At 44.4% G+C, this 21791-nt stretch carries 17 protein-coding genes and 1 riboswitch; of the genes, 13 read left to right on the top strand and 4 right to left on the bottom strand.

The window, feature by feature from the left end:
* Window positions 1–35: 35 nt before the first annotated feature.
* Window positions 36–147, bottom strand: a riboswitch (TPP riboswitch).
* Window positions 148–293: 146 nt separating this feature from the next.
* From rimP to ACYIB7_RS13660, 13 genes are all read left to right on the top strand, one after another.
* The gene (gene rimP / locus ACYIB7_RS13720; RefSeq protein WP_480337455.1) at window positions 294–761 is read left to right on the top strand and encodes a ribosome assembly cofactor RimP; all 468 of its coding nucleotides are present in this window, start codon (window positions 294–296) and stop codon (window positions 759–761) included.
* Window positions 762–764: 3 nt separating this feature from the next.
* Complete coding sequence (gene nusA / locus ACYIB7_RS13715) at window positions 765–2033, top strand: transcription termination factor NusA (RefSeq protein ID WP_099464461.1); 1269 nt, start codon at window positions 765–767, stop codon at window positions 2031–2033.
* A gap of 20 nt (window positions 2034–2053) precedes the next feature.
* On the top strand, window positions 2054–4993 hold the full coding sequence (infB, locus tag ACYIB7_RS13710; RefSeq protein WP_480337453.1) for a translation initiation factor IF-2: 2940 nt from the start codon (window positions 2054–2056) through the stop codon (window positions 4991–4993).
* Window positions 4994–4995: 2 nt separating this feature from the next.
* A complete protein-coding gene (locus tag ACYIB7_RS13705) occupies window positions 4996–5511 on the top strand; it encodes a CvpA family protein (protein WP_103982752.1) in 516 nt (171 codons plus the stop codon).
* A gap of 2 nt (window positions 5512–5513) precedes the next feature.
* The gene (sufB, locus tag ACYIB7_RS13700) at window positions 5514–6959 is read left to right on the top strand and encodes a Fe-S cluster assembly protein SufB (RefSeq protein ID WP_103982751.1); all 1446 of its coding nucleotides are present in this window, start codon (window positions 5514–5516) and stop codon (window positions 6957–6959) included.
* 15 nt (window positions 6960–6974) lie between these two features.
* Window positions 6975–7730: a Fe-S cluster assembly ATPase SufC gene (sufC, locus tag ACYIB7_RS13695; protein ID WP_103982750.1), complete on the top strand. Its 756-nt coding sequence runs from the start codon at window positions 6975–6977 to the stop codon at window positions 7728–7730.
* Window positions 7723–9075, top strand: coding sequence for a Fe-S cluster assembly protein SufD (gene sufD / locus ACYIB7_RS13690; RefSeq protein ID WP_103982749.1), 1353 nt, complete (start codon window positions 7723–7725; stop codon window positions 9073–9075). Before sufC ends, sufD begins: the two co-directional genes overlap by 8 nt.
* A gap of 92 nt (window positions 9076–9167) precedes the next feature.
* The gene (locus ACYIB7_RS13685) at window positions 9168–9551 is read left to right on the top strand and encodes a VOC family protein (protein WP_099464455.1); all 384 of its coding nucleotides are present in this window, start codon (window positions 9168–9170) and stop codon (window positions 9549–9551) included.
* Complete coding sequence (locus tag ACYIB7_RS13680; RefSeq protein ID WP_103982748.1) at window positions 9548–10969, top strand: arylsulfatase; 1422 nt, start codon at window positions 9548–9550, stop codon at window positions 10967–10969. Before ACYIB7_RS13685 ends, ACYIB7_RS13680 begins: the two co-directional genes overlap by 4 nt.
* Window positions 10970–11005: 36 nt before the next feature.
* A complete protein-coding gene (locus ACYIB7_RS13675) occupies window positions 11006–12607 on the top strand; it encodes a YfcC family protein (RefSeq protein WP_103982747.1) in 1602 nt (533 codons plus the stop codon).
* A 224-nt stretch (window positions 12608–12831) separates the two neighbouring features.
* Entirely contained in the window at window positions 12832–14046 is a 1215-nt protein-coding gene (locus tag ACYIB7_RS13670; protein WP_480337449.1) for a SufS family cysteine desulfurase, read from the top strand.
* Window positions 14047–14081: 35 nt separating this feature from the next.
* The gene (locus ACYIB7_RS13665) at window positions 14082–15533 is read left to right on the top strand and encodes a PA14 domain-containing metallophosphoesterase (protein WP_480337447.1); all 1452 of its coding nucleotides are present in this window, start codon (window positions 14082–14084) and stop codon (window positions 15531–15533) included.
* Window positions 15534–15565: 32 nt separating this feature from the next.
* Entirely contained in the window at window positions 15566–16165 is a 600-nt protein-coding gene (locus ACYIB7_RS13660; RefSeq protein WP_103982744.1) for a ribonuclease HII, read from the top strand.
* A 1-nt stretch (window position 16166) separates the two neighbouring features.
* On the opposite strand, the gene ACYIB7_RS13655 is transcribed toward ACYIB7_RS13660, so the two are convergent.
* The 4 genes from ACYIB7_RS13655 to gyrB form a co-directional block, all read right to left on the bottom strand.
* The gene (locus ACYIB7_RS13655; protein WP_099464449.1) at window positions 16167–16592 is read right to left on the bottom strand and encodes a SufE family protein; all 426 of its coding nucleotides are present in this window, start codon (window positions 16590–16592) and stop codon (window positions 16167–16169) included.
* 13 nt (window positions 16593–16605) lie between these two features.
* Window positions 16606–17604: a M28 family peptidase gene (locus tag ACYIB7_RS13650; RefSeq protein ID WP_103982743.1), complete on the bottom strand. Its 999-nt coding sequence runs from the start codon at window positions 17602–17604 to the stop codon at window positions 16606–16608.
* Between the two features lie 30 nt (window positions 17605–17634).
* Window positions 17635–19407, bottom strand: a complete 1773-nt coding sequence (locus tag ACYIB7_RS13645) for a gamma-glutamyl-gamma-aminobutyrate hydrolase family protein (protein WP_103982785.1) — start codon at window positions 19405–19407, stop codon at window positions 17635–17637.
* A gap of 77 nt (window positions 19408–19484) precedes the next feature.
* Window positions 19485–21440: a DNA topoisomerase (ATP-hydrolyzing) subunit B gene (gene gyrB / locus ACYIB7_RS13640; protein ID WP_099464447.1), complete on the bottom strand. Its 1956-nt coding sequence runs from the start codon at window positions 21438–21440 to the stop codon at window positions 19485–19487.
* Window positions 21441–21791 lie beyond the last annotated feature (351 nt).

The following is a 21791-nucleotide window of genomic DNA, read 5'->3' as shown; positions in this document are numbered from 1 at the left end:
TTTATTTAAAACGAAATGGTTGAATAGTGGAGGAGTGAGTATTGATTCAATTTCCCTGCGCCGGCATTACCCGTATCAGGTTCTATGGGTATAATCTCAGCCTGCAACCTTATCAGAACGAATCGGTACAAGCACCCCCTTGTATTCGGTGGCAAAGATAATGAAAAAGAGTATTTGCACAAAAAATACATATTTCTTTGTAAAGTCGTTGACAATTTGTATATTTGCAAGCGATTAAGCGAAGATGAGGAGGGGGCGGGTAGTCCCCTTCTTTTGTTCTCAACTGTTTGTATATGATTGAAAAAAGTGTAGTAAGCCAGTTGGTCGAGGAAAAATTAGCCTCTTCAGACAATTTTTTAGTGGATATAGTTATTAAACCGGGAAATCTTATTATTGTCGAGATTGATAATGATGAGGGTGTTTGTATTGACGACTGTGCAGAATTGAGCCGTTATCTGGAAGAACATCTGGACCGGGATGTGGAAGACTATGAACTGGAAGTTGGATCGGCGGGCATCACATCTGCATTTAAGGTTTTTCGCCAATATGTTAAGAATATTGGCAATGAAGTGGAAATGTTGCTTAAAAACGGAGTCAAGTTGGCAGGTGTGCTGAAATCGGCGGATGAAACCGGTGTGGTTGTTACCGTTGAAAAGCAGATCAAACCGGAAGGTGCAAAGCGAAAAGTAACTGTGCAGGATGATCAGTCGTATACATTTGATGAAATAAAATATACAAAATACTTAATAAGATTCAAGTAAATTATGGCCAGAAAAGAGGAAACAATCAGTATGATTGACACCCTTGCGGAGTTCAAGGAGTTGAAAAATATAGATAAGGAGACAATGATTAGCGTATTGGAAGACTCTTTCCGAAACGTTATAGCTAAGATGTTTGGCACTGATGAAAATTATGATGTAATTATCAACCCCGAAAAAGGTGACTTTGAAATTTGGAGAAACCGTACGGTGGTAGCAGATGATGAATTGGAAGACTCTAACCTGCAACTTACTTTGACCGAGGCCCGTAAGATTGATGCCGACTGTGAAGTGGGTGAAGAAGTAACGGATGAAGTACATTTTGCAGATTTTGGCCGTCGTGCTATCCTGAACCTGCGTCAGACTTTGGCTTCTAAAATACTTGAATTGCAAAAAGATAGTTTATACGCGAAATATAAAGACAGAATCGGATCTATTATTGCGGCTGATGTATATCAGGTATGGAAAAAAGAGATTCTGTTGCTGGATGATGAGGGAAATGAGTTGCTGCTCCCGAAATCGGAACAGATCCCTACCGATTTTTATCGTAAAGGAGAAACCGTTCGTGCTATTGTACAACGAGTGGATAATTATAACAATAATCCGAAAATTATACTTTCGCGTACAGACAAAGTGTTCCTGCAGCGTCTTTTTGAATTGGAAGTGCCGGAAATTAATGATGGTCTGATTACCATTAAGGCTATTGCCCGTATCCCGGGTGAAAGAGCCAAAGTTGCAGTGGAATCATATGATGACCGTATTGACCCGGTGGGCGCTTGTGTTGGAATGAAAGGTTCTCGTATTCACGGAATTGTCCGTGAGTTAAGAAACGAGAATATCGATGTAATTAATTATACATCCAATGTGTCGTTGTTCATACAACGAGCATTAAGCCCGGCAAAGATTTCATCTATACGTGTGAACGAAGAAGAACGTAAGGCAGAGGTTTATCTTCGTCCCGAAGAAGTTTCATTAGCTATCGGTAAAGGCGGTTTGAATATTAAACTCGCTTGTATGTTGACCGAATATACAATTGATGTATTCCGGGATATAGAAGGTGCTGATGAAGAAGATATTTATCTGGATGAATTTGCAGATGAAATAGACAGCTGGGTAATCGATGCGCTTAAGAACATAGGTTGCTATACAGCAAAAGGTGTTCTTGCTATGAATCGCGACGAGATTGTGGAACGTGCTGACCTTGAAGAACAAACAGTCGACGAGGTACTTGCTATTTTATCTGCCGAATTTGAGGATGATGGAGACAACGAATAAGTATTACGACAAAGTTAGATATGCCTATAAAATTAATTCAAGTACAGAGAAAATTAAACGTGGGAATCAACACGGTTGTTGAATTCCTGCACCGAAAAGGGTTCTCGGTTGAGGATAATCCCAATACGAGAATCAGTGATGAACAGTATGCTTTGCTCGTAAAAGAGTTTGGAAAAGATATGCCGGAGAAAGATTATTATAATCGTTTTGCGGCAGAACGCGTCCAAAAAGAGACTCCTTCTGTGAAAGAAGAGAGGCCTTCAGAAATTAAAACGGAAATTCCGGAAGATTTGAAACCTAAGTTTGTGACTAAAGGACGGATAGATCTGGATAACTCCCATAAAAAAACACAGGAAAAGCCTACGGTAAAAGAAGAACCTGTAGTGAAAAAAGAAGAACCGGTTGCTGTAAAAGAGCATACAAAGCCTTTACAGGATGTTCCGGTTGCTAAACCTGTTCCTGTTGTGGAAAAGAAGCCGGTAGAAAAACCAGCTGTTGTACAGGAATTTAAAGCTGAGGAGAAAAAAGAAGAAAAAGTTATAGTTGTGAAAGAAGAAAAAGCCGAAAAGAAGCAGCCCGAGGTTGTAGTTGGTGCTGAAAAAGTAAACTCTGGTAAAGAAGTCGAAATAAAAGACAACACTACTGCCTCTAGTGATGACTCTGACGAGGCTGTTTTCCGACTCAATACTCCGAAGTTTGAATCGAAAATTAAAGTTACCGGAAAGATAGACCTAAATGCTCTGAATCAATCAACCCGTCCTAAAAAGAAGACGAAAGAGGAAAAGAGAAAAGAGCGGGATGAGAAGCAAAAATTTGCCGGAAATAAACCGAATAATCCGAATGGCCCGTTTAAAGGTCCAAAGGATGCAAATGCCGCTCCTAAGCCAGGTACGCCGGTGAAAGCCGGTGAGGAAAATGATGCGAAGAAAAAACGTAAACGCATCAAAAAAGATCGGGTGGATGTAAACAACACTCCGGGGACAAACTTTACCCGTGCTCAGCGTGATGAACGTAAGCCTCGTCTGAAGAAACCTGTAAAGGCCGAAGTTAGCGAAGAGGATGTTCAGAAACAAATTAAAGAAACGTTGGCACGTCTGACGAATAAGGGTAATAAGAACAATAAGGGTGCTAAATATCGCCGTGATAAACGTGATGCTGTTCAAAAACGTGAACACGAATTGCAGGAACAGGAAGAACGTGAAAGCAAAATATTGAAACTTACAGAGTTCGTTACGGCTAATGATTTGGCTAATATGATGGATGTTCCGGTGACACAAGTTATCGGTACTTGTATGAGTATCGGCATGATGGTTTCTATAAACCAGCGTTTGGATGCCGAAACAATCAATATCGTAGCAGAAGAATTTGGTTTCAAAACTGAATATGTGAGTGCTGAAGTAGTAGAAGCCATTAAGGCAGACGCAGATGAAGATAATGAAGATGACTGGGTTTCGCGTCCGCCTATCGTAACAGTGATGGGACACGTAGACCACGGTAAAACATCTTTGCTGGATAATATCCGTAGCGCGAATGTGATTGCCGGTGAAGCCGGAGGTATCACGCAGCATATCGGTGCTTATAATGTGAAGTTGGCAAGTGGCCGACGTATTACATTCCTGGATACTCCGGGTCACGAGGCATTTACTGCCATGCGTGCCCGTGGTGCGAAGGTGACGGATATTGCAATTATTATTGTTGCTGCCGATGATAACGTGATGCCACAGACTATTGAAGCGATTAACCACGCATCGGCTGCAGGTGTTCCTATCGTATTTGCAATTAATAAGATCGATAAGCCACATGCAAATCCTGAGAAAATCAAGGAAGAGCTGGCAAATATGAATTATCTGGTGGAAGACTGGGGTGGTAAATACCAGAGCCAGGAGATCTCAGCCAAAAAAGGTGTTGGTATCGAAGAATTGCTTGAAAAGGTATTGTTGGAAGCCGACTTGTTAGATTTGAAAGCCAATCCGAAGAAGCGTGCTGTCGGTTCAATTATTGAATCATCGCTGGATAAAGGACGTGGTTATGTATCGACAGTGTTGGTAGAAAACGGTACATTAAAGATGGGTGACATTGTATTGGCCGGTACCCATCATGGACGTATCAAAGCGATGTTTAACGAGCGTAACCAGCGCGTTGAAAAAGCAGGTCCGTCAGAACCGGTTATGATTTTAGGTTTGAACGGTGCGCCTCAGGCCGGTGATACATTTAATGTATTGGAAACGGAACAGGAAGCACGTGAGATCGCAACGCGTCGTGAACAGTTGCAGCGTGAATTAGGTATTCGTACTCAGAAGATGCTGACACTGGATGATATAGGCCGCCGTATAGCTGTTGGAAACTTCCAGGAACTGAATGTGATTGTTAAAGGTGACGTGGATGGTTCTGTAGAAGCTTTGTCAGATTCACTGATACGTTTGTCAACCGAAGAAATCCAGGTGAATGTAATTCATAAGGCTGTTGGTCAGATATCCGAATCGGATGTAGTACTTGCTGCTGCGTCAAATGCTATTATTATCGGGTTCCAGGTGCGTCCGTCTGTACAGGCTCGCCGTAATGCGGAAAAAGATGGCGTTGAAATCCGTCTGTACTCAATTATCTACGATGCAATAGAAGAAGTGAAGAGTGCAATGGAAGGTATGCTTTCTCCTGAAATTAAGGAAGAGATTACGGCCAACGTGGAAGTTCAGCAGGTATTCAAGATTACCAAGGTTGGTACGGTTGCTGGATGTATGGTTCGGGAAGGTAAGATCAAGCGCACGAATAAGATTCGTTTGATTCGTGACGGTATCGTAATCTATTCCGGAGAACTGGGATCTTTGAAACGTTTCAAAGATGATGTGAAAGAGGTGGTTTCCGGCTTGGATTGTGGTTTGAATATTACTAATTTCAACGACATTCAGGTGGGTGACATCATCGAGTCATACGAAGAAACAGAAGTAAAAAAGACGTTATAGCTATGAACTGGTTGGACATTACATTACTATGTCTGGCAGGAATAGGATTTGTAAAGGGCCTGTTTGATGGAGTCATCAAACAGGTTGTTTCGCTTATAGCCCTTTTTGTTGCAATCTTTTTTTGTACCCGGGTAGCTTCTTGGCTAAAAGGATATATCATTGCTTTGGATTGGTTTCCGGCGGAAGGTGTAACAATTCTCAGCTATGTGGCAGGATTCTTGTTGATTGTAGGAGTTGTGTTATTGGCCGGGGAAGTAGTAAGCCGTATAGTAGGCGTTACTCCGTTGGGGGTATTGAACCATCTGGCCGGTGGAGTGTTGGGGCTATGTTTTATGATGGGATTTGTAAGTTTAATACTGAACGGTCTGGAAGAGGTAGACAAAGGTTCGGTCCTTATACCGAGACAGGCAAAGGTAGAATCCCGGTTTTATCATACCGTGATAAAGATTATTCCAACCATTTACTTTGATAATTTGTTTTTTAAAGAAGGAGTAAATGGTATAAAATCAAATATATAAATATGCAAGAATCAAATGATATAATTAATGAGGTAACAAGTGGCGACTATAAATACGGTTTTGTTACCGAGATTGATACGGAAACGATTCACCGGGGGCTGGATGAAGAGACGGTACGTATTATTTCTGCTAAAAAGAATGAACCCGAGTGGTTGCTCGAGTTCCGCCTGAAGGCATACCACCACTGGCTTACACTGGAAATGCCTAAATGGCCTCACCTTACGATTCCGGCAATAAATTACCAGGACATTATTTATTATGCAGCTCCAAAAAAGAAAGAAGGCCCGAAGAGCCTGGATGAGGTTGATCCGGAATTGTTGAAAACATTCGATAAATTAGGTATTCCGTTGGAAGAACAGAAGCATTTAAGCGGCATGGCTGTAGATGCCGTCATGGACAGTGTATCTGTTAAAACTACCTTTAAAGAAAACTTGGCGGAGAAGGGGGTTATATTCTGTTCTTTTAGCGAAGCTGTTCAACATCATCCCGACCTGGTACAGGAATATTTGGGAAGTGTGGTTGGTTATCGTGATAATTTCTTTGCAGCTTTGAACTCTGCCGTTTTCTCGGACGGTTCGTTTGTATATATACCGAAAGGTGTCCGTTGTCCGATGGAACTAAGTACTTATTTCCGTATCAATGCAGCCAATACCGGACAGTTTGAACGTACATTGATTGTTGCCGATGATGAGGCTTATGTAAGTTATCTGGAAGGATGTACGGCTCCGATGCGTGACGAGAATCAGTTGCATGCGGCAATTGTGGAAATTGTAGCAAAAGAACATGCAGAGGTGAAATATTCTACGGTACAGAACTGGTATCCAGGCGATAAAGAAGGAAAAGGCGGTATCTATAATTTCGTTACCAAACGTGGTTTATGTAAAGGTGAGGGTAGTAAAATATCCTGGACACAGGTAGAAACCGGATCTGCTATTACCTGGAAATATCCAAGTTGTATTTTAGCAGGAAATAATTCGGTTGGCGAATTTTATTCAGTGGCTGTCACAAATAATTATCAGCAGGCCGATACAGGTACGAAGATGATCCATTTGGGAAAGAATACACGTAGTACGATTGTTTCTAAAGGTATTTCTGCCGGTCATAGTCAGAACAGCTATCGCGGGTTGGTTAAGGTTTCACCCCGTGCGGAGGGTGCACGCAACCATAGCCAGTGTGACAGTTTATTGCTGAGTTCTACTTGTGGTGCCCATACTTTTCCGTATGCCGATATTCAGAATGAGACAGCTGTGGTAGAGCATGAAGCAACTACCAGCAAGATTAGTGAAGAGCAGTTGTTCTATTGTCAGCAACGCGGTATTTCGGTTGAAGAGGCAGTTGGGTTGATTGTAAACGGGTATGCCCGTGAGGTTATGAACAAACTTCCGATGGAATTTGCTGTCGAAGCACAGAAATTGTTGACTATATCGTTGGAAGGTAGTGTAGGATGATAAAAATATAAATGTATGTTAGAGATAAAGAACTTACATGCCAATGTAAATGGCAAAGAGATATTGAAAGGTATAAACTTGTCGGTTAAGGCCGGTGAAATACATGCAATCATGGGACCGAACGGTTCCGGCAAAAGTACGTTAAGCAGTGTATTGGTGGGGAATCCTGCTTTTGAAGTGACCGAAGGGGAAGTCACTTTCAATGGCAAGGATTTGTTGGAGCTTTCGCCCGAAGACCGCAGTAGGGAAGGTATCTTCCTGAGCTTTCAATACCCGGTGGAAATCCCGGGTGTAAGTATGGTGAACTTTATGCGTGCTGCTTTGAACGAACATCGTAAGTATAATGGCCAACCTCCTGTATCGGCTACCGATTTCCTGAAGTTGATGCGTGAAAAGCGTGCAATTGTCGAACTGGATAATAAGCTGGCAAACCGTAGTGTGAATGAAGGTTTCTCTGGTGGTGAAAAGAAACGTAATGAAATATTCCAGATGGCAATGCTCGAACCTAAACTGGCAATTCTGGATGAAACCGATTCCGGTTTGGATATTGATGCCCTGCGTATTGTGGCTAATGGAGTAAACAAGCTGAGAACTCCTGAAAATGCAGCAATTGTAATTACTCACTATCAGCGTTTGCTGGATTATATTAAGCCGGATGTGGTACACGTTCTTTACAAAGGGCGTATTGTGAAGACAGCCGGTCCCGAACTGGCTCTCGAACTTGAAGAAAAGGGTTACGACTGGATCAAGAAAGAGATGGGGGATGAATAATATGAAAGCAGAACAGCAGTATATCGAGCTTTTTGCACAATGTGAAGACCTTGTATGCCGTCATGCCTCGGAGGTGATGAATGCTCCTCGTGCACAGGCATTAGCTGATTTTGAAAGGCTGGGCTTTCCTTCTGTAAAGGGCGAAGATTATAAATATACGGATGTAGCTCTGGCATTTACTCCGGATTACGGGATCAATATCAACCGTTTGGATATTCCTGTAAACCCGTATGATGTATTTCGCTGTGATGTACCGAATATGAGTACCTCCCTTTATTTTGTTGTAAATGATTCTTTTTATGATAAAGAATTGCCCAAAGCAAATTTGCCGGAAGGGGTCTATGTCGGAGGATTGAAAACTTTTACCGAACAACATCCGGAAATAGCAGCCCGTTACTATGGTAAGGCTGCCTCGAGCAGTAAAGATGGCATTATAGCTTTGAACACGATGCTGGCTCAGGACGGTTTTGTTTTGTATATACCAAAGAATGTGGTGGTAGAACGCCCTATCCAGTTGGTTAATATATTTCGCAGCGACGTGGACACGATGGCCAATCGCCGTATTCTGGTGATTATGGAACCTCATTCCGAGGCAAAGTTGCTGGTTTGTGATCATAGTATTGATGATGTCAAATTCCTGTCTACCCAGGTGATTGAGATATTCGCAGGCGAAGGTGCTTATTTTGATTATTACGATCTGGAAGAAAGTAGTGAGTCTACTACTCGCTTCTCTTCACTTCATGTAAAACAGGAGGCCTCCTCAAATGTGCTGGTAAACGGCATTACTTTGAATAACGGCCTTACCCGTAATAATTACTATATCGAATTGAACGGAGAGAATGCCGAGACTAACTTGTGCGGTATGTCTATCTTGGATAAGCAGCAACAAGTGGATACCTATAGCCACATAACGCATGCCGTTTCTCATTGCACCAGCAACGAACTATTCAAGAATGTGTTGAACGATCGTGCCGTAGGTGCTTTCAGCGGACGTATTTTTGTAAAAGAGGGTGCCCAGAAGACGGAAGCTTACCAAACCAACCGGAATCTGTGTGCCACCCGCGAAGCGCGTATGTACAGTAAACCCCAGTTGGAAATCTATGCTGACGATGTAAAGTGCTCGCACGGTATGACGACAGGACAATTGGATGAGAATGCTCTCTTTTATATGCAAAGCCGCGGTATTCCACGTGATGAAGCACGTATGCTGTTGAGCGTTGCTTTCACGGCAGACGTGATAGACCACGTACGCCTGGATGTATTGAAAGACCGTTTGCATAAGTTGGTAGAGAAACGTTTCAGAGGGGAACTTACCAAATGTGCCAGTTGCCGTATTTGCAAATAATAAGATAAACAATACCGAAAACCCGGATAACAGTCGTTATATGTTATCCGGGTTTTTTGTTTACTTTTGTGAATCATTAAAATCTGATTATTATGCAACTCACTCACATTGCTCTCTGGACAAATGATCCGGAACGCCTCCGCGATTTCTATGTACAGTATTTTGACGGGAAAAGCAATGAAAAATATGTGAATCCCAAGAAAGGTTTTTCCTCCTATTTTGTCTCTTTCGAGAGTGGACCCTCCTTGGAGATTATGCAGCGGAATGATATTACGGAATTTTATCTGCCCGAACATATCGGTTTGGCTCACTTGGCTTTCCATGCAGATACGCGCGATCAGGTAGACTGTATGATGGAACGGTTCAGGGAGGATGGTTGTGTTATTGCCGGCGAAACCCGCGTGAGCGGAGACGGATATTATGAAGGTGTGATATTGGATCCGGATGGAAACCGTGTTGAAATTGTAACGAGATGAAAACACAGGCAAAAGCATGTATAATCAGTTCCGCCCTGTTGGCAGGACTGGTCGGTTGTAAAGGAAAACCCGAAGTTCCCCTGAATGTAATCTATATTCTGGCCGATGATTTAGGGTATGGCGATGTGGGCTGTTATGGCCAGCGAATTATTAAAACGCCTAATATTAACCGGATGGCGAAGGAAGGTCTTTTGTTTACCCAACACTATGCTGGTTGTACCGTGAGCGCACCTTCGCGTTGTTCACTAATGACAGGATTGCATACCGGACATTCGCAGGTGCGCGGTAACCGAGAGATTAAACCGGAAGGACAGCAGCCAATGGAGGCCGATACTTATACACTGGGAACGATGATGAAATCGGCTGGGTATGTAACCGGTATTTTCGGTAAATGGGGATTGGGTAATCCCGGCTCTGTTTCTGTGCCGAATAAGATGGGATTCGACGAGTTCTACGGTTATAACTGCCAGCGCCAGTCTCATACTTTTTATCCGGATCATTTGTGGCATAATGAAGATAAGGTGCTTTTGCCGGAGAATAATGACAATGCATGTGTAACCTATTCGCAAGACCTTATTCACCAGCAGGCCCTCCGGTTTATCCGCGACAATAGGGACAGGCCTTTCTTTGCCATGCTTACTTACACTTTGCCACATGCCGAACTCAACTTGCCGCATGATTCCATTTACAGGATGTATGAAAATAAATTCGATGAAACACCTTATATCGGCAAGTTTGATAAAGTGATGGGAGGTTATAATACTTCGGAACAACCCAAAGCCTCTTTTGCCGCTATGGTGTCACGGCTCGATATGTATGTGGGCGAGGTATTGGCTGAACTGAAAGCGCAGGGACTCGATAAAAATACGCTGGTGATCTTTACCAGCGATAACGGCCCTCATCATGAAGGAGGTGCCGACCCGGACTTCTTCCGTAGTTATGGCCCTTTAAGAGGAATTAAGCGTGATATATACGAAGGCGGCATCCGTGTGCCTATGGTGGCCTGGTGTCCCGGAAAGATCAAATCGGGTAAGAAAACAGATCAGGTTTGTGCATTCTGGGATGTGATGCCTACTCTGGCGGAGCTGGTCGGTACAACCCTTCTCCAGCCGGGCGATGGAATCTCTTTTTTGCCCACCTTGTTTGGAAAGGGAGAACAGAAACAGCACGATTACCTATATTGGGAGTTTCATGAACTTAACGGGCGCGAAGCCCTTCGTGCCGGCAACTGGAAACTGATACGCCAGCCGGTTGTAGGTGAAACAATCCTGGAACTTTATGACTTAAGCAAAGATATTCATGAAGACCATAATCTTGCCTCACAGTTTCCGGACAAAGTAGAAGAACTTGCCGCCCTGATGGACGGTGCCCGTACGGAATCTCCTTACTTTAATTTCGGCAGGGAAGGAGACAAGTAAATAAACGCGATACGAACGATAACAGATATAATATACATGCAACTGAATAAAATTCCCCATACCTATACTATTATTTCCGTAGTCATACTAATTTGCGCCGCCTTGTCGTGGGTGATTCCTGCCGGAGAATATGCCCGGGAGACGGTGGAGGTGAACGGTTCTGAACGTACGGTGATCGTTGATCATTCTTTCCATCCTGTCGAAGCCTCCCCACAGAGTTGGCAGGTGTTCGGTGCATTGATGGAGGGATTTGAGAAGCAATCGGGTATTATCGCCTTCCTGTTAATTATAGGTGGGGCATTCCAGATTATGAACAGCAGCCGGGCGATAGATGCCGGTATTCTCTCCTTTCTCCGCAACTCGCGGCGGATTGAACGTTTCGGCCTGTTCCGTCGGCTGGGGGTGAATAATGTGGTGGTAGCTTTCATTATCATTTTGTTCAGCGCTTTCGGGGCGATCTTTGGCATGAGCGAAGAGACGCTGGCTTTTGTCATTATTATTGTGCCACTTGCCATTTCGATGGGATATGATTCCATAACGGGACTCTGTATGGTGTATGTGGCCGCACATGTGGGCTTTTCGGGGGCTGTGCTTAACCCGTTTACTATCGGTATTGCACAGGGTTTGTCGGATTTGCCGTTGTTCTCGGGCTTCGGCTACCGTCTGTTTTGCTGGGTTATATTGACAACTATATTGATTGTGGTTGTTCTTCGGTATGCCCACCGGATATACAAACATCCGGAGCGTTCCCTTATGTATGGAGCCGATGCCTATTGGCGTGAACGGGGGGAAGAGGCATCCGGGGAGACGTTGGAGGTACCCACCACACGTTCTGCCTGGATTGTATATGCCCTTATCATGATTGCCTTGATAGCCTTTTCCGTAAACTACCCGCAGACAACGTTTACTGTGGGAGAGGGAAGCCTCTCTTTTCCGGCGATACCTGTGTTTTCCGCTCTGTTTGCCTTTTCCGGCTTTGTAGCTTTGCGCAAAAGCAACCAGCTTTTTATCTTGAATCTGCTGGGATTTACCATTGTGTTTCTGGTAACCGGCGTGATGGGGTATGGATGGTATCTGGTGGAAATATCCGCCATCTTTCTGGCGATGGGGGTTCTTTCCGGTTTTGCCAATAATGAGAATGCAGATACGTTGATTGGCCAGTTCCTTACGGGAGCCAAAGATATGTTGTCGGCCGCTTTGGTGGTCGGTCTTGCCGGTGGTATTATCCAGATTTTGCAGGAGGGGCGGATTATTGACCCTATTCTGCATGGCCTTGCAGCCTTGATGGGAGAAGCGGGGCGTATTACTTCGCTGGGCGTGATGTACCTGATCCAGACGGCTATCAATATTATCATCCCTTCCGGTTCAGCCAAGGCAGCACTCACGATGCCTATTATGGCACCCTTCTCCGACGTGATTGGCATATCGCGCCAGGCAACCGTACTGGCCTTCCAGTTTGGCGACGGCTTCACGAATATGATTACACCCACCTCTGGCGTGCTGATGGGGGCACTGGGGATGGCACGCATTCCTTATGAAGTGTGGGTGAAGTGGTTCTTCCGCATTCTGTTACTTTTTATTGTCATGGGTATGTTGTTGCTTATCCCTACGGTGTTGGTTCCGCTGGACGGCTTCTGATGTGTTAGTAAAAAAGTATTTGGTTGCTTACCTTTCGGAAAATAGTTGCCTATTCAAATAAGATCGAATGCTGGGATCAACGGAAGGTGGTAATGTGGAATATAAAATGGCCTTTATAGTAGTTAATTTTGATGTGGTTGCCTAGGTATGAATAAATAAATTATCGTTGTTAAAATAAACATCGTATCTTTGGTACGTGTTATACGATTAAATAAAAAATTGTTATGTTAGACATTAATGCAATCCGGTCCGATTTTCCAATCCTGAGGCATCCGGTGTATGATAAACCCCTTATTTACTTCGATAATGCGGCAACTACACAAAAACCGCGTTGTGTTGTAGAGAAGATTGAAAACGGTTACTATAACGTAAATGCCAATATCCACCGTGGAGTTCACTTTCTGAGCCAGGCAGCTACGGAAGCACACGAAGACGCCCGTCGCACGGTACAACATTTCCTGAATGCTCGTTCTTCCAACGAAATAATCTTCACCCGCGGCACAACAGAAGCCATCAATCTGGTTGCTTCAAGCTTTACAGACGAATGTATGTCGGCCGACGATGAGGTGATCGTCTCTGTCATGGAGCATCATTCCAACATTGTGCCCTGGCAGATACAAGCTGCAAAGAAAGGCATCACGTTGAAAGTGATTCCGATGAACGAGAAAGGAGAATTGAAGCTGGATGAGTATCGTAAGCTTTTTTCCGACCGTACCCGCCTCGTGTCGGTAACTCATGTTTCGAATGTGCTGGGTACGATAAATCCGGTAGCCGAAATGATAGAAGAGGCTCATCGCAACGGTGTTCCTGTTTTAGTGGATGGTGCACAGTCCGTTCCGCACATGGCTGTGGATGTACAGGCGTTGGATGCCGAATTTTATGTCTTTTCCGGACATAAGGTGTATGGGCCTACCGGAATAGGCGTCCTGTACGGTAAAGAAGAATGGCTCGAAAAACTACCTCCTTATCAGGGTGGGGGAGAGATGATCGCTACCGTTTCTTTTGAGAAAACAACATTTAATGAACTTCCGTTTAAGTTTGAAGCCGGAACACCCGACTATATCGGTAGCACAGCCCTGGCCGAAGCTCTGCATTATGTTACCCGCCTGGGGATGGACAATATTGCTGCTTACGAGCATGAACTGCTGACTTATGCAACTGATAAACTGAATGCGATCGAAGGCATGCGCATCTTTGGACAAGCGGTCGATAAAGGGGCTGTTATTTCTTTCCTTGTAGGTAATATCCACCATTACGATATGGGAATGTTGCTGGATCGCCTGGGGATCGCCGTCCGCACCGGCCATCATTGTGCGCAGCCTCTTATGCAGGTGTTAGGTATCGAAGGTACGGTTCGTGCTTCATTTTCCTTTTATAACACAAAGGAAGAAATCGATGCTTTTGTTGCCGGAGTAGAGCGGGTACGGAAAATGTTCTGATGTATTTTTTACTATAATGTATAAAATTAAATGCCATGAAAAAAATCTTATTACTGGCAGTTGTCTGCCTGCTTTGTCTTCCGCTGTCCCTGTCGGCGTATAACGGGCAGTTGTCTTTTAAGAACGGTAAGTTTAAAATCGTTCAGTTTACGGATATACACTGGGACAATAAATCTCCCAATTCTGCAAAAACGGCAGAAACTATCCAGTCCGTGATAAAGGCGGAACAACCGGATGTGGCAATCCTTACGGGTGATGTAGTAACATCGGCTCCGGGTGTTGAAGGTTGGAAAGCTATAATCAATATATTTGACGGAGCTAAAATACCTTATGCCGTTCTTATGGGGAATCATGACGCCGAAGTTGTGGCAAAAGGAGAAATATATGATATGCTGCTCCGGTCGCCCTATTTCGTTGGTGCGAAAGGACCGGAAAATATCCGCGGATGCGGAAATTATATCTTGCCTGTTTATGGCTCGAAGAATAAACAAAAAATAGCTGCACTGCTATATTGTATCGACTCCAACGACTATCCTACACTGAAAGAGTATGGCCATTATGACTGGATTCATTTCGATCAGATTGCCTGGTACCGTGACCAAAGTACAAAATATACGCAGGCTAACGAGGGAAAAACTTACCCTGCCCTGGCTTTCTTCCACATTCCGCTTCCCGAATATTATAAAGTAGGCCGTTCCGATACGAAGCTGGGTGTTATGAACGAAGGCGCCGTTGCTTCGCCGGACATTAACACGGGCATGTTTGCTTCTTTTATCGAAATGGGTGATGTTATGGGTGTCTTTGCCGGACACGACCACGACAACGATTTTATCGGCTTGAACTTTGATATAGCTTTGGCATACGGTCGCGTAACAGGTGCCGATGCCTATGGCGACCTGGTAAGAGGCGGACGTGTTATTGAGTTAAGCGAAGGACAGCGCGGATTCGACACATGGATCACTACCCCTGCCGGCCGCGAATATGTTTACTATTATCCTTCCGGCCTTAATTCAAAAGACGAGGAAACGATGACCTACCTTCCGGCTAAGAATGTAAAACCTAAACAGCATGGCGTTGCTTATACTTATTACGAAGGTAAGTTTAAACAGACCGATCAGATAGCCGCCGGCACTAAGCTGAAAGAGGGAACGATGAAAAATTTCTCTATCAAAGAAGCTCCTGCCAAAGATCATTTTGCTTATGATTTCCGTACGTTGGTCAATATCCCTGAAGATGGCGTTTACCGCTTCTACACCTTCTCCGACGACGGTTCCAAATTGTTTATTGACGGACATATGGTAGTGGATAACGATGGCGGACACAACGACAGGCAGAGGAAGGGAATGGTAGCCCTTAAAGCCGGTTTCCACGAATTGCGTGTTCTGTATTTTGAAGATTATATGGGAGAGATGTTGGAAGTAGGCGTTTCCAGCCGTAAGATAAAAGAATCTGTGTTGCCGGATGATATGTTGTATCTTCCCGAATAAATAACGGACAAAAAGAAAAGAGACAGGTTAGTATGTTATTACCCTATATGGAAGCCGGCCGGATAGAGGCCGGCTGTGATGAAGCAGGACGTGGTTGTCTGGCTGGTGCGGTATTTGCCGCTGCTGTTATTTTGCCACCCGATTTTCAGAATGAAGATATGAACGACAGTAAACAGCTTAGCGAAAAGAAGCGTTATGCCTTGCGCCCTGTTATCGAACAGGAGGCATTGGCTTGGGCGGTGGGTATTGTTTCGCCGGAAGAAATAGACCGTATCAATATACTTAATGCCTCTTTTCTGGCGATGCACCGTGCCATAGGGCAGTTAAAAGTAAAACCCGAACACCTTTTGATAGACGGCAACCGCTTCAATCCATATCCGGATATCCGGCATACGACAGTTATAAAAGGCGACGGCAAATATCTTTCGATTGCCGCCGCCTCTATTCTTGCTAAGACATATCGTGATGATTATATGAATGGCTTGGCTGAAGAATATCCGGGTTACCTCTGGACAGAGAATAAAGGCTATCCTACACGTGCACACCGTGAAGCGATTCGCCGGTTGGGTATTACCCCTTACCATCGTAAGACCTTTACCTTATTGCCCGAACAACTTGAACTGCAGTTCTGATTTATTCCATTTCTTTCGTACGGAAAGCCAGTGCGTACATGCGCATCTGCTTCACCATGGAAACCAGGCCGTTGGAGCGGGTAGGCGATAGGTGTTCTTTCAGGCCTATTTTCTCAATAAAATACAGATCGGCATCCAGTATCTCCTGCGGTGTGTGATCCGATAGTATGTTGATCAGGAGGGAAACGATCCCTTTTACGATAACAGCATCGCTTTCGCCCTGGAAAACGAGCTTTCCATCCACATAATCGGCTTGCAGCCAAACACGGCTCTGGCAGCCTTCAATAAGGTTCGATTCTGTTTTGTACTTGTCTTCCAGCGGAGGAAGGGAGTTGCCCAGGTCTATCAACAACGCATACTTGTCCATCCAGTCATCAAAAGCGGAGAATTCCTCTATTACGTTGTCCTGAAGTTCGTTTATTGTCATTGTCTTCTATCTTTTATCTGTTATATACTACTTCAAGTACTGTTTGGCCTACGGCTTTCAGTACGTTTTTGTCTATATTGCCCATGTTATCGTTCTGTGTATGCCAATGGTCGCTGAAGCCTTTGGCCGATTCCGGATCATAATTGATAATGTCCAGGCAGGGAATACCGGTTTCTTCAATAACAGCTTCATGGTCGTCTGTTACACCTCCGCCGTTTGCATTGATAAAATACTTGCCATATCCCAACTTACGGGCAACTTCCCATACTTCGTCCACATAACGTGCTGCATGGCGCATGGAGATATATTCTTTATAGAATACGGCATCTTTGGCTCCTACCATGTCGAGCAGGATGCCGAACTCTGCCTTGTAGCCCGGTTTATGCGGGTTTTTTCCCCAGAAACGGCTGCCCAGGCACCAGGTATCGCTACTGTCTCCATATTTCTCTTTCGCAAATTCGGGTACTCCGTAATCTTCCGCATCAAAGAAGATGATATCTACTCCCACGTCGGGAGTCCTTATTCCCATCTGGCGGGCTATTTCTAACAGGGCACCTACTCCGCTTGCACCATCGTCGGCACCATCCAGCGGTTTCCGGTAATTGGCAGGGTTGGGATCGTGATCCGAGTAAGGACGTGTGTCCCAATGGGCGAAAAGCAGGATGCGTTTCTCTTTATCGGGATTGAAGGAACCGATTATGTTACGCGATTCCAATGGAGTTCCGTCGTATGCCGTCAGTGTTGCTTCCTGTTCGTATACTTGTGCCCCGAAGCGTTTTAGTTCGGAGACCAGATAATTGCCACAAGCTTTATGAGCCGACGTGTTCGGAATACGGTAGCCGAACGACACTTGCTTTTCAACATAGGCGTATGCACTGTCTGCATCGAAGGAAGGAGTGATAGTTGTCGGGGCTTTCTTCAATTCGGCAACCGGAGCCGTTGTTTCGCCGGTTCCTTTCTGGCCGCATGAAAACAATATGATACTTAGTAAAATAGAAACCACTTTTATCATAAGTTTGGGATTATAACCTGTTAATTATTTTTATTCGTGATCGGGGCCGTATTGTACTTTGTTCATTACACGCAGCAGGTTGCCGCCCCATATTTTAGCTATTTCATTTTCAGTATATCCTTCTTCCAGCAGACGAACTGTGATGTTTATCAACTCGTTGGTTGCACGGCAACCGATTAGCTCGCCGTCGCCGTCAAAGTCAGAACCAATGCCTACGTGGTTTATTCCAATCAGGTTTACGATATGGTTGATATGGCGGATGGCATCACTGAGTGAAGCCTTTTCTGAATCTTTATTGATAAAACCTTTGTAAAGGCAGAGTTGTACCACTCCCTGGTGTTCGGCCAGTGCTTTCAACTGGTCATCCGTCAGATTACGCGGATGATCGCAAAGGGCACGGACAGAAGAGTGGGAAGCGATAATCGGATAACGGCTGGTTTCCAGCGCATCATAGAATGTGCTTTCGGCAGCATGCGAGACGTCTACCATGATACCAAGCCGGTTCATTTCATGTATTACTTCTTTTCCGAAGGGGCTGAGGCCGTTCCATTCTCCATTTCCCCGGGCAGAATCGCAAATATCATTATCACCGTTATGGCAAAGGGTAATATAAGTTACACCCAGTTCTTTGAAGCGTGCAATGTTCGCAATGTCCTTACCTATGGCATATCCGTTTTCCACACCTAGTAAAATGGACTTCTTGCCGGCGGCTTTTAGTACATGTACTTCCTGCGGAGAATGGGCAATGCACATACGTGTACGGTTCAACATGTGCTGGCGGCGGATTTCAAGGAGACGGTTTATTGCCAAGTCGGTGGCTTTCTGTGAAGAAATATCGTCTCTTGGTCCTTGTGGAATATAGGCAACCATAAAGGTCGCATCGATCAACCCTTCCTCCATAAAAGGAAGATTCACCTTTCCGCCTTCTTTCATGCCGATATTGAATTCGCCCGGAAATATCATCGGCGTGTCTGTGTGCGAGTCTATAGTGACGTTACGGTTGTGAATCTCTTTCGCCCGGGCAAATGTACGGGCTGTATCAACATGATATCTGAATAGCTTCAGCATCTGTTCGTCACCATTTGGTGCCATGGCTTCAGGATGCCATTGTACACTGAAAATTGTTTTTTCCGGATGTTCTATCGCTTCGTTGATTCCGTCGGGAGCCGTTGCCGTAGCGATAAACTCAGGAGCAACTTCCTTTATTGCTTGGTGATGGAAAGAGTTTACGAGTATCGGGTCTTCCTTTAATATCTTGCCGAGTTTGCTTTCGCTTTCGTCCAGACTGACGGTATGCGAAGCAAATTCACGTGCCAGACTCTGGCTGTGTTTTAATAATTTATGGTCGCTTTGCGAATGAATATCCTGGTAAATACTGCCTCCGAATGCTACATTGATAAGTTGATGCCCGCGGCATATGCCCATAATAGGCAATTGGCGGTTGATTGCAAGGCGGAGCAGGATCAAGTCGAATTCGTCCCTGTATGTGTCCACATCCTGTAGCTGGGGTATCGGTTCTTCAAGCAAATAAAGCGGGTTGATGTCTCCACCTCCGCTCATTAATAGCCCGTCCAGGTTGGAAATGATAGCTGTTAGTGCTGCCAGATCCGTAATGACCGGAATAAGAACCGGAGCTCCTCCGGCTGCCAGTACGGATTGTACGTATGTTTCGGCTATACAGGAAAGTCCGTCTTTCCGATTAGCCGAAATTCCTATGCGTGGAGGTTGAAGGCTTCCTTTTAACGGTATAAACTGATCAACTTCCCTATATAAGGTTTCTAAATTCGGACGACGGATCTTCATATTCATATTCTTTTTAAGTTGACAATTGACAGTTGACAGTTAAAATACCACTTGCGCACCTGTCAACTGTCAACTGTTTAGGCGTCAATTTTAGCGTATGTTGCATTGTCTTCAATAAATTCGCGGCGCGGGCCAACATCTTCACCCATAAGCATAGAGAATATCTGGTCTGCTTCGGCGGCATTATCGATAGTGATCTGCTTCAGAGTACGGTTATCCGGATTCATTGTTGTATCCCATAATTGGTGGTCGTTCATTTCTCCCAAACCTTTGTAACGTTGGGTGTGGATCTGATTTTCATTACCATTACCGTATCTGTCGATGAAAGCTTGTCGTTGTTGTTCCGTCCAGCAATATTCTTCCACTTTACCCTTCTTACATAAGTAGAGCGGGGGAGTAGCCAGATAAACATATCCGTTCTCTATCAGAGCACGCATACGACGGAAGAAGAAGGTCAGGATCAATGTTGCAATGTGGCTTCCGTCCACATCGGCATCGGTCATGATAATTACCTTGTGGTAACGTATCTTATCCATATTTAGAGCTTTCGGGTCATCTTCTGTTCCGATGGTAACTCCCATGGCACGGAAAATATTCTGGATTTCTTCACTTTCAAATATTTTATGATCCATTGCCTTTTCGACATTCAGAATCTTACCACGAAGCGGGAGAATAGCCTGGAAGTTACGGTCGCGTCCCTGCTTGGCCGTACCACCAGCAGAATCTCCTTCGACAAGGAATAACTCACAGTCAGCAGCAATTTTAGATGAGCAGTCTGCCAGTTTGCCCGGAAGACCTCCACCTGTCATTGGAGATTTACGTTGTACCAGTTCGCGGGCTTTACGTGCAGCCTGACGAGCTTGTGCTGCCAGAATTACTTTGTCTACAATTATTTTGGCTTCCTTCGGATGTTCTTCCAGATAATATCCCAGTGCTTCACCGATGGCCTGATCTACGGCTCCGGTTACTTCGCTGTTGCCCAGTTTTGTTTTTGTCTGTCCTTCAAACTGGGGTTCTGCTACTTTGATAGAAATGACAGCGGTAAGACCTTCGCGGAAATCGTCTCCCTGGATTTCAACTTTTGCCTTTTCCAGCAATTTTGAATCTTCTGCGTATTTTTTTAGCGTACGGGTCAAACCGCGGCGGAAACCAGCCAGGTGAGTACCTCCTTCTATCGTGTTGATGTCGTTAACGTAAGAAAATACGCTTTCGTTGTAGGACGTATTGTAAGTCATGGCCACTTCTACGGGTATGCCCTGTTTCTCAGTCACGATATGAATAACATCCTGGATCAACTTTTCTTTGGAGCGGTCTATGTAACGGACAAATTCTTTCAAGCCTTCTTCCGAATGGAAAGTTTCGGATTTATAAGTCCCGTCTTCTTTCTTTACGCGTTTATCCGTCAGATGTAGCGTAATACCGGCATTCAGGAAAGCAAGTTCGCGTAAACGTGTTGCCAGAATATCGTACTTGTATTCGGTGACACTGAAAATGCTTCCGTCCGGTTTGAAAGAAATGGTTGTTCCCACTCCATCCGTATCGCCTGCTATTTCTATATCATGTAAAGGTTTACCGCAAGAAAATTCTTGCATGTATAATTTCCCGTTTTTGCGAACTTCTGCTTTCAGATAAGTGGAAAGAGCGTTCACGCAGGACACACCCACCCCGTGCAGACCACCGGAAACTTTGTAAGAACCTTTGTCAAATTTACCTCCGGCATGTAATACGGTTAATACTACTTCCAAAGCTGATTTTCCTTCTTTCTCATGAAAATCTACAGGAATACCGCGGCCATCGTCGGTAACGCTGATTGAATTATCTTCGTTGATTATTACGTCAATATTAGAGCAATATCCGGCAAGAGCTTCGTCTATCGAGTTGTCTACAACTTCGTATACCAAATGGTGCAACCCTTTTTCGCTGGTGTCACCAATGTACATAGACGGTCTTTTGCGTACGGCTTCTAACCCTTCAAGCACCTGAATACTGTCTGCCGAGTATTCGTTAGCAGTATTCTTAATTTCTTCACTCATGAGTTTATATTGTTTTAATCAGTAATTATCTGCCTATAAAAAGCTAACAAATATAGTGAAAATAATTGACATGGTAGTCCTTTCGGTGTGTGAAAATACTGAAAACCCTTTCGAGGGTATTTTAGGTAGGCAACCCGGTTGAAAAGGATAGGCAACGGGGTAAACTTTCTGTTAGGCAGGTGTTCTTTATTTATTAATTATAGTATCTTTGCTGTTGTTGTCAGGAGGAAGACATCCGGCAGCATTTTTTTTGAACATTTAATTATCAGAAGCGAAAAACTGGAAATTTTTGATCACTGATATTAAATGTTCGTGCCACCCTTATGTACATTTGAACTGTCCGAAAAGCAT

The organism is Parabacteroides sp. KHUB-03, assembly GCF_056640975.1.
The sequence above is the reverse complement of the archived record's forward strand: the minus strand, read 5'-3'. Positions and strand labels throughout refer to the sequence as shown.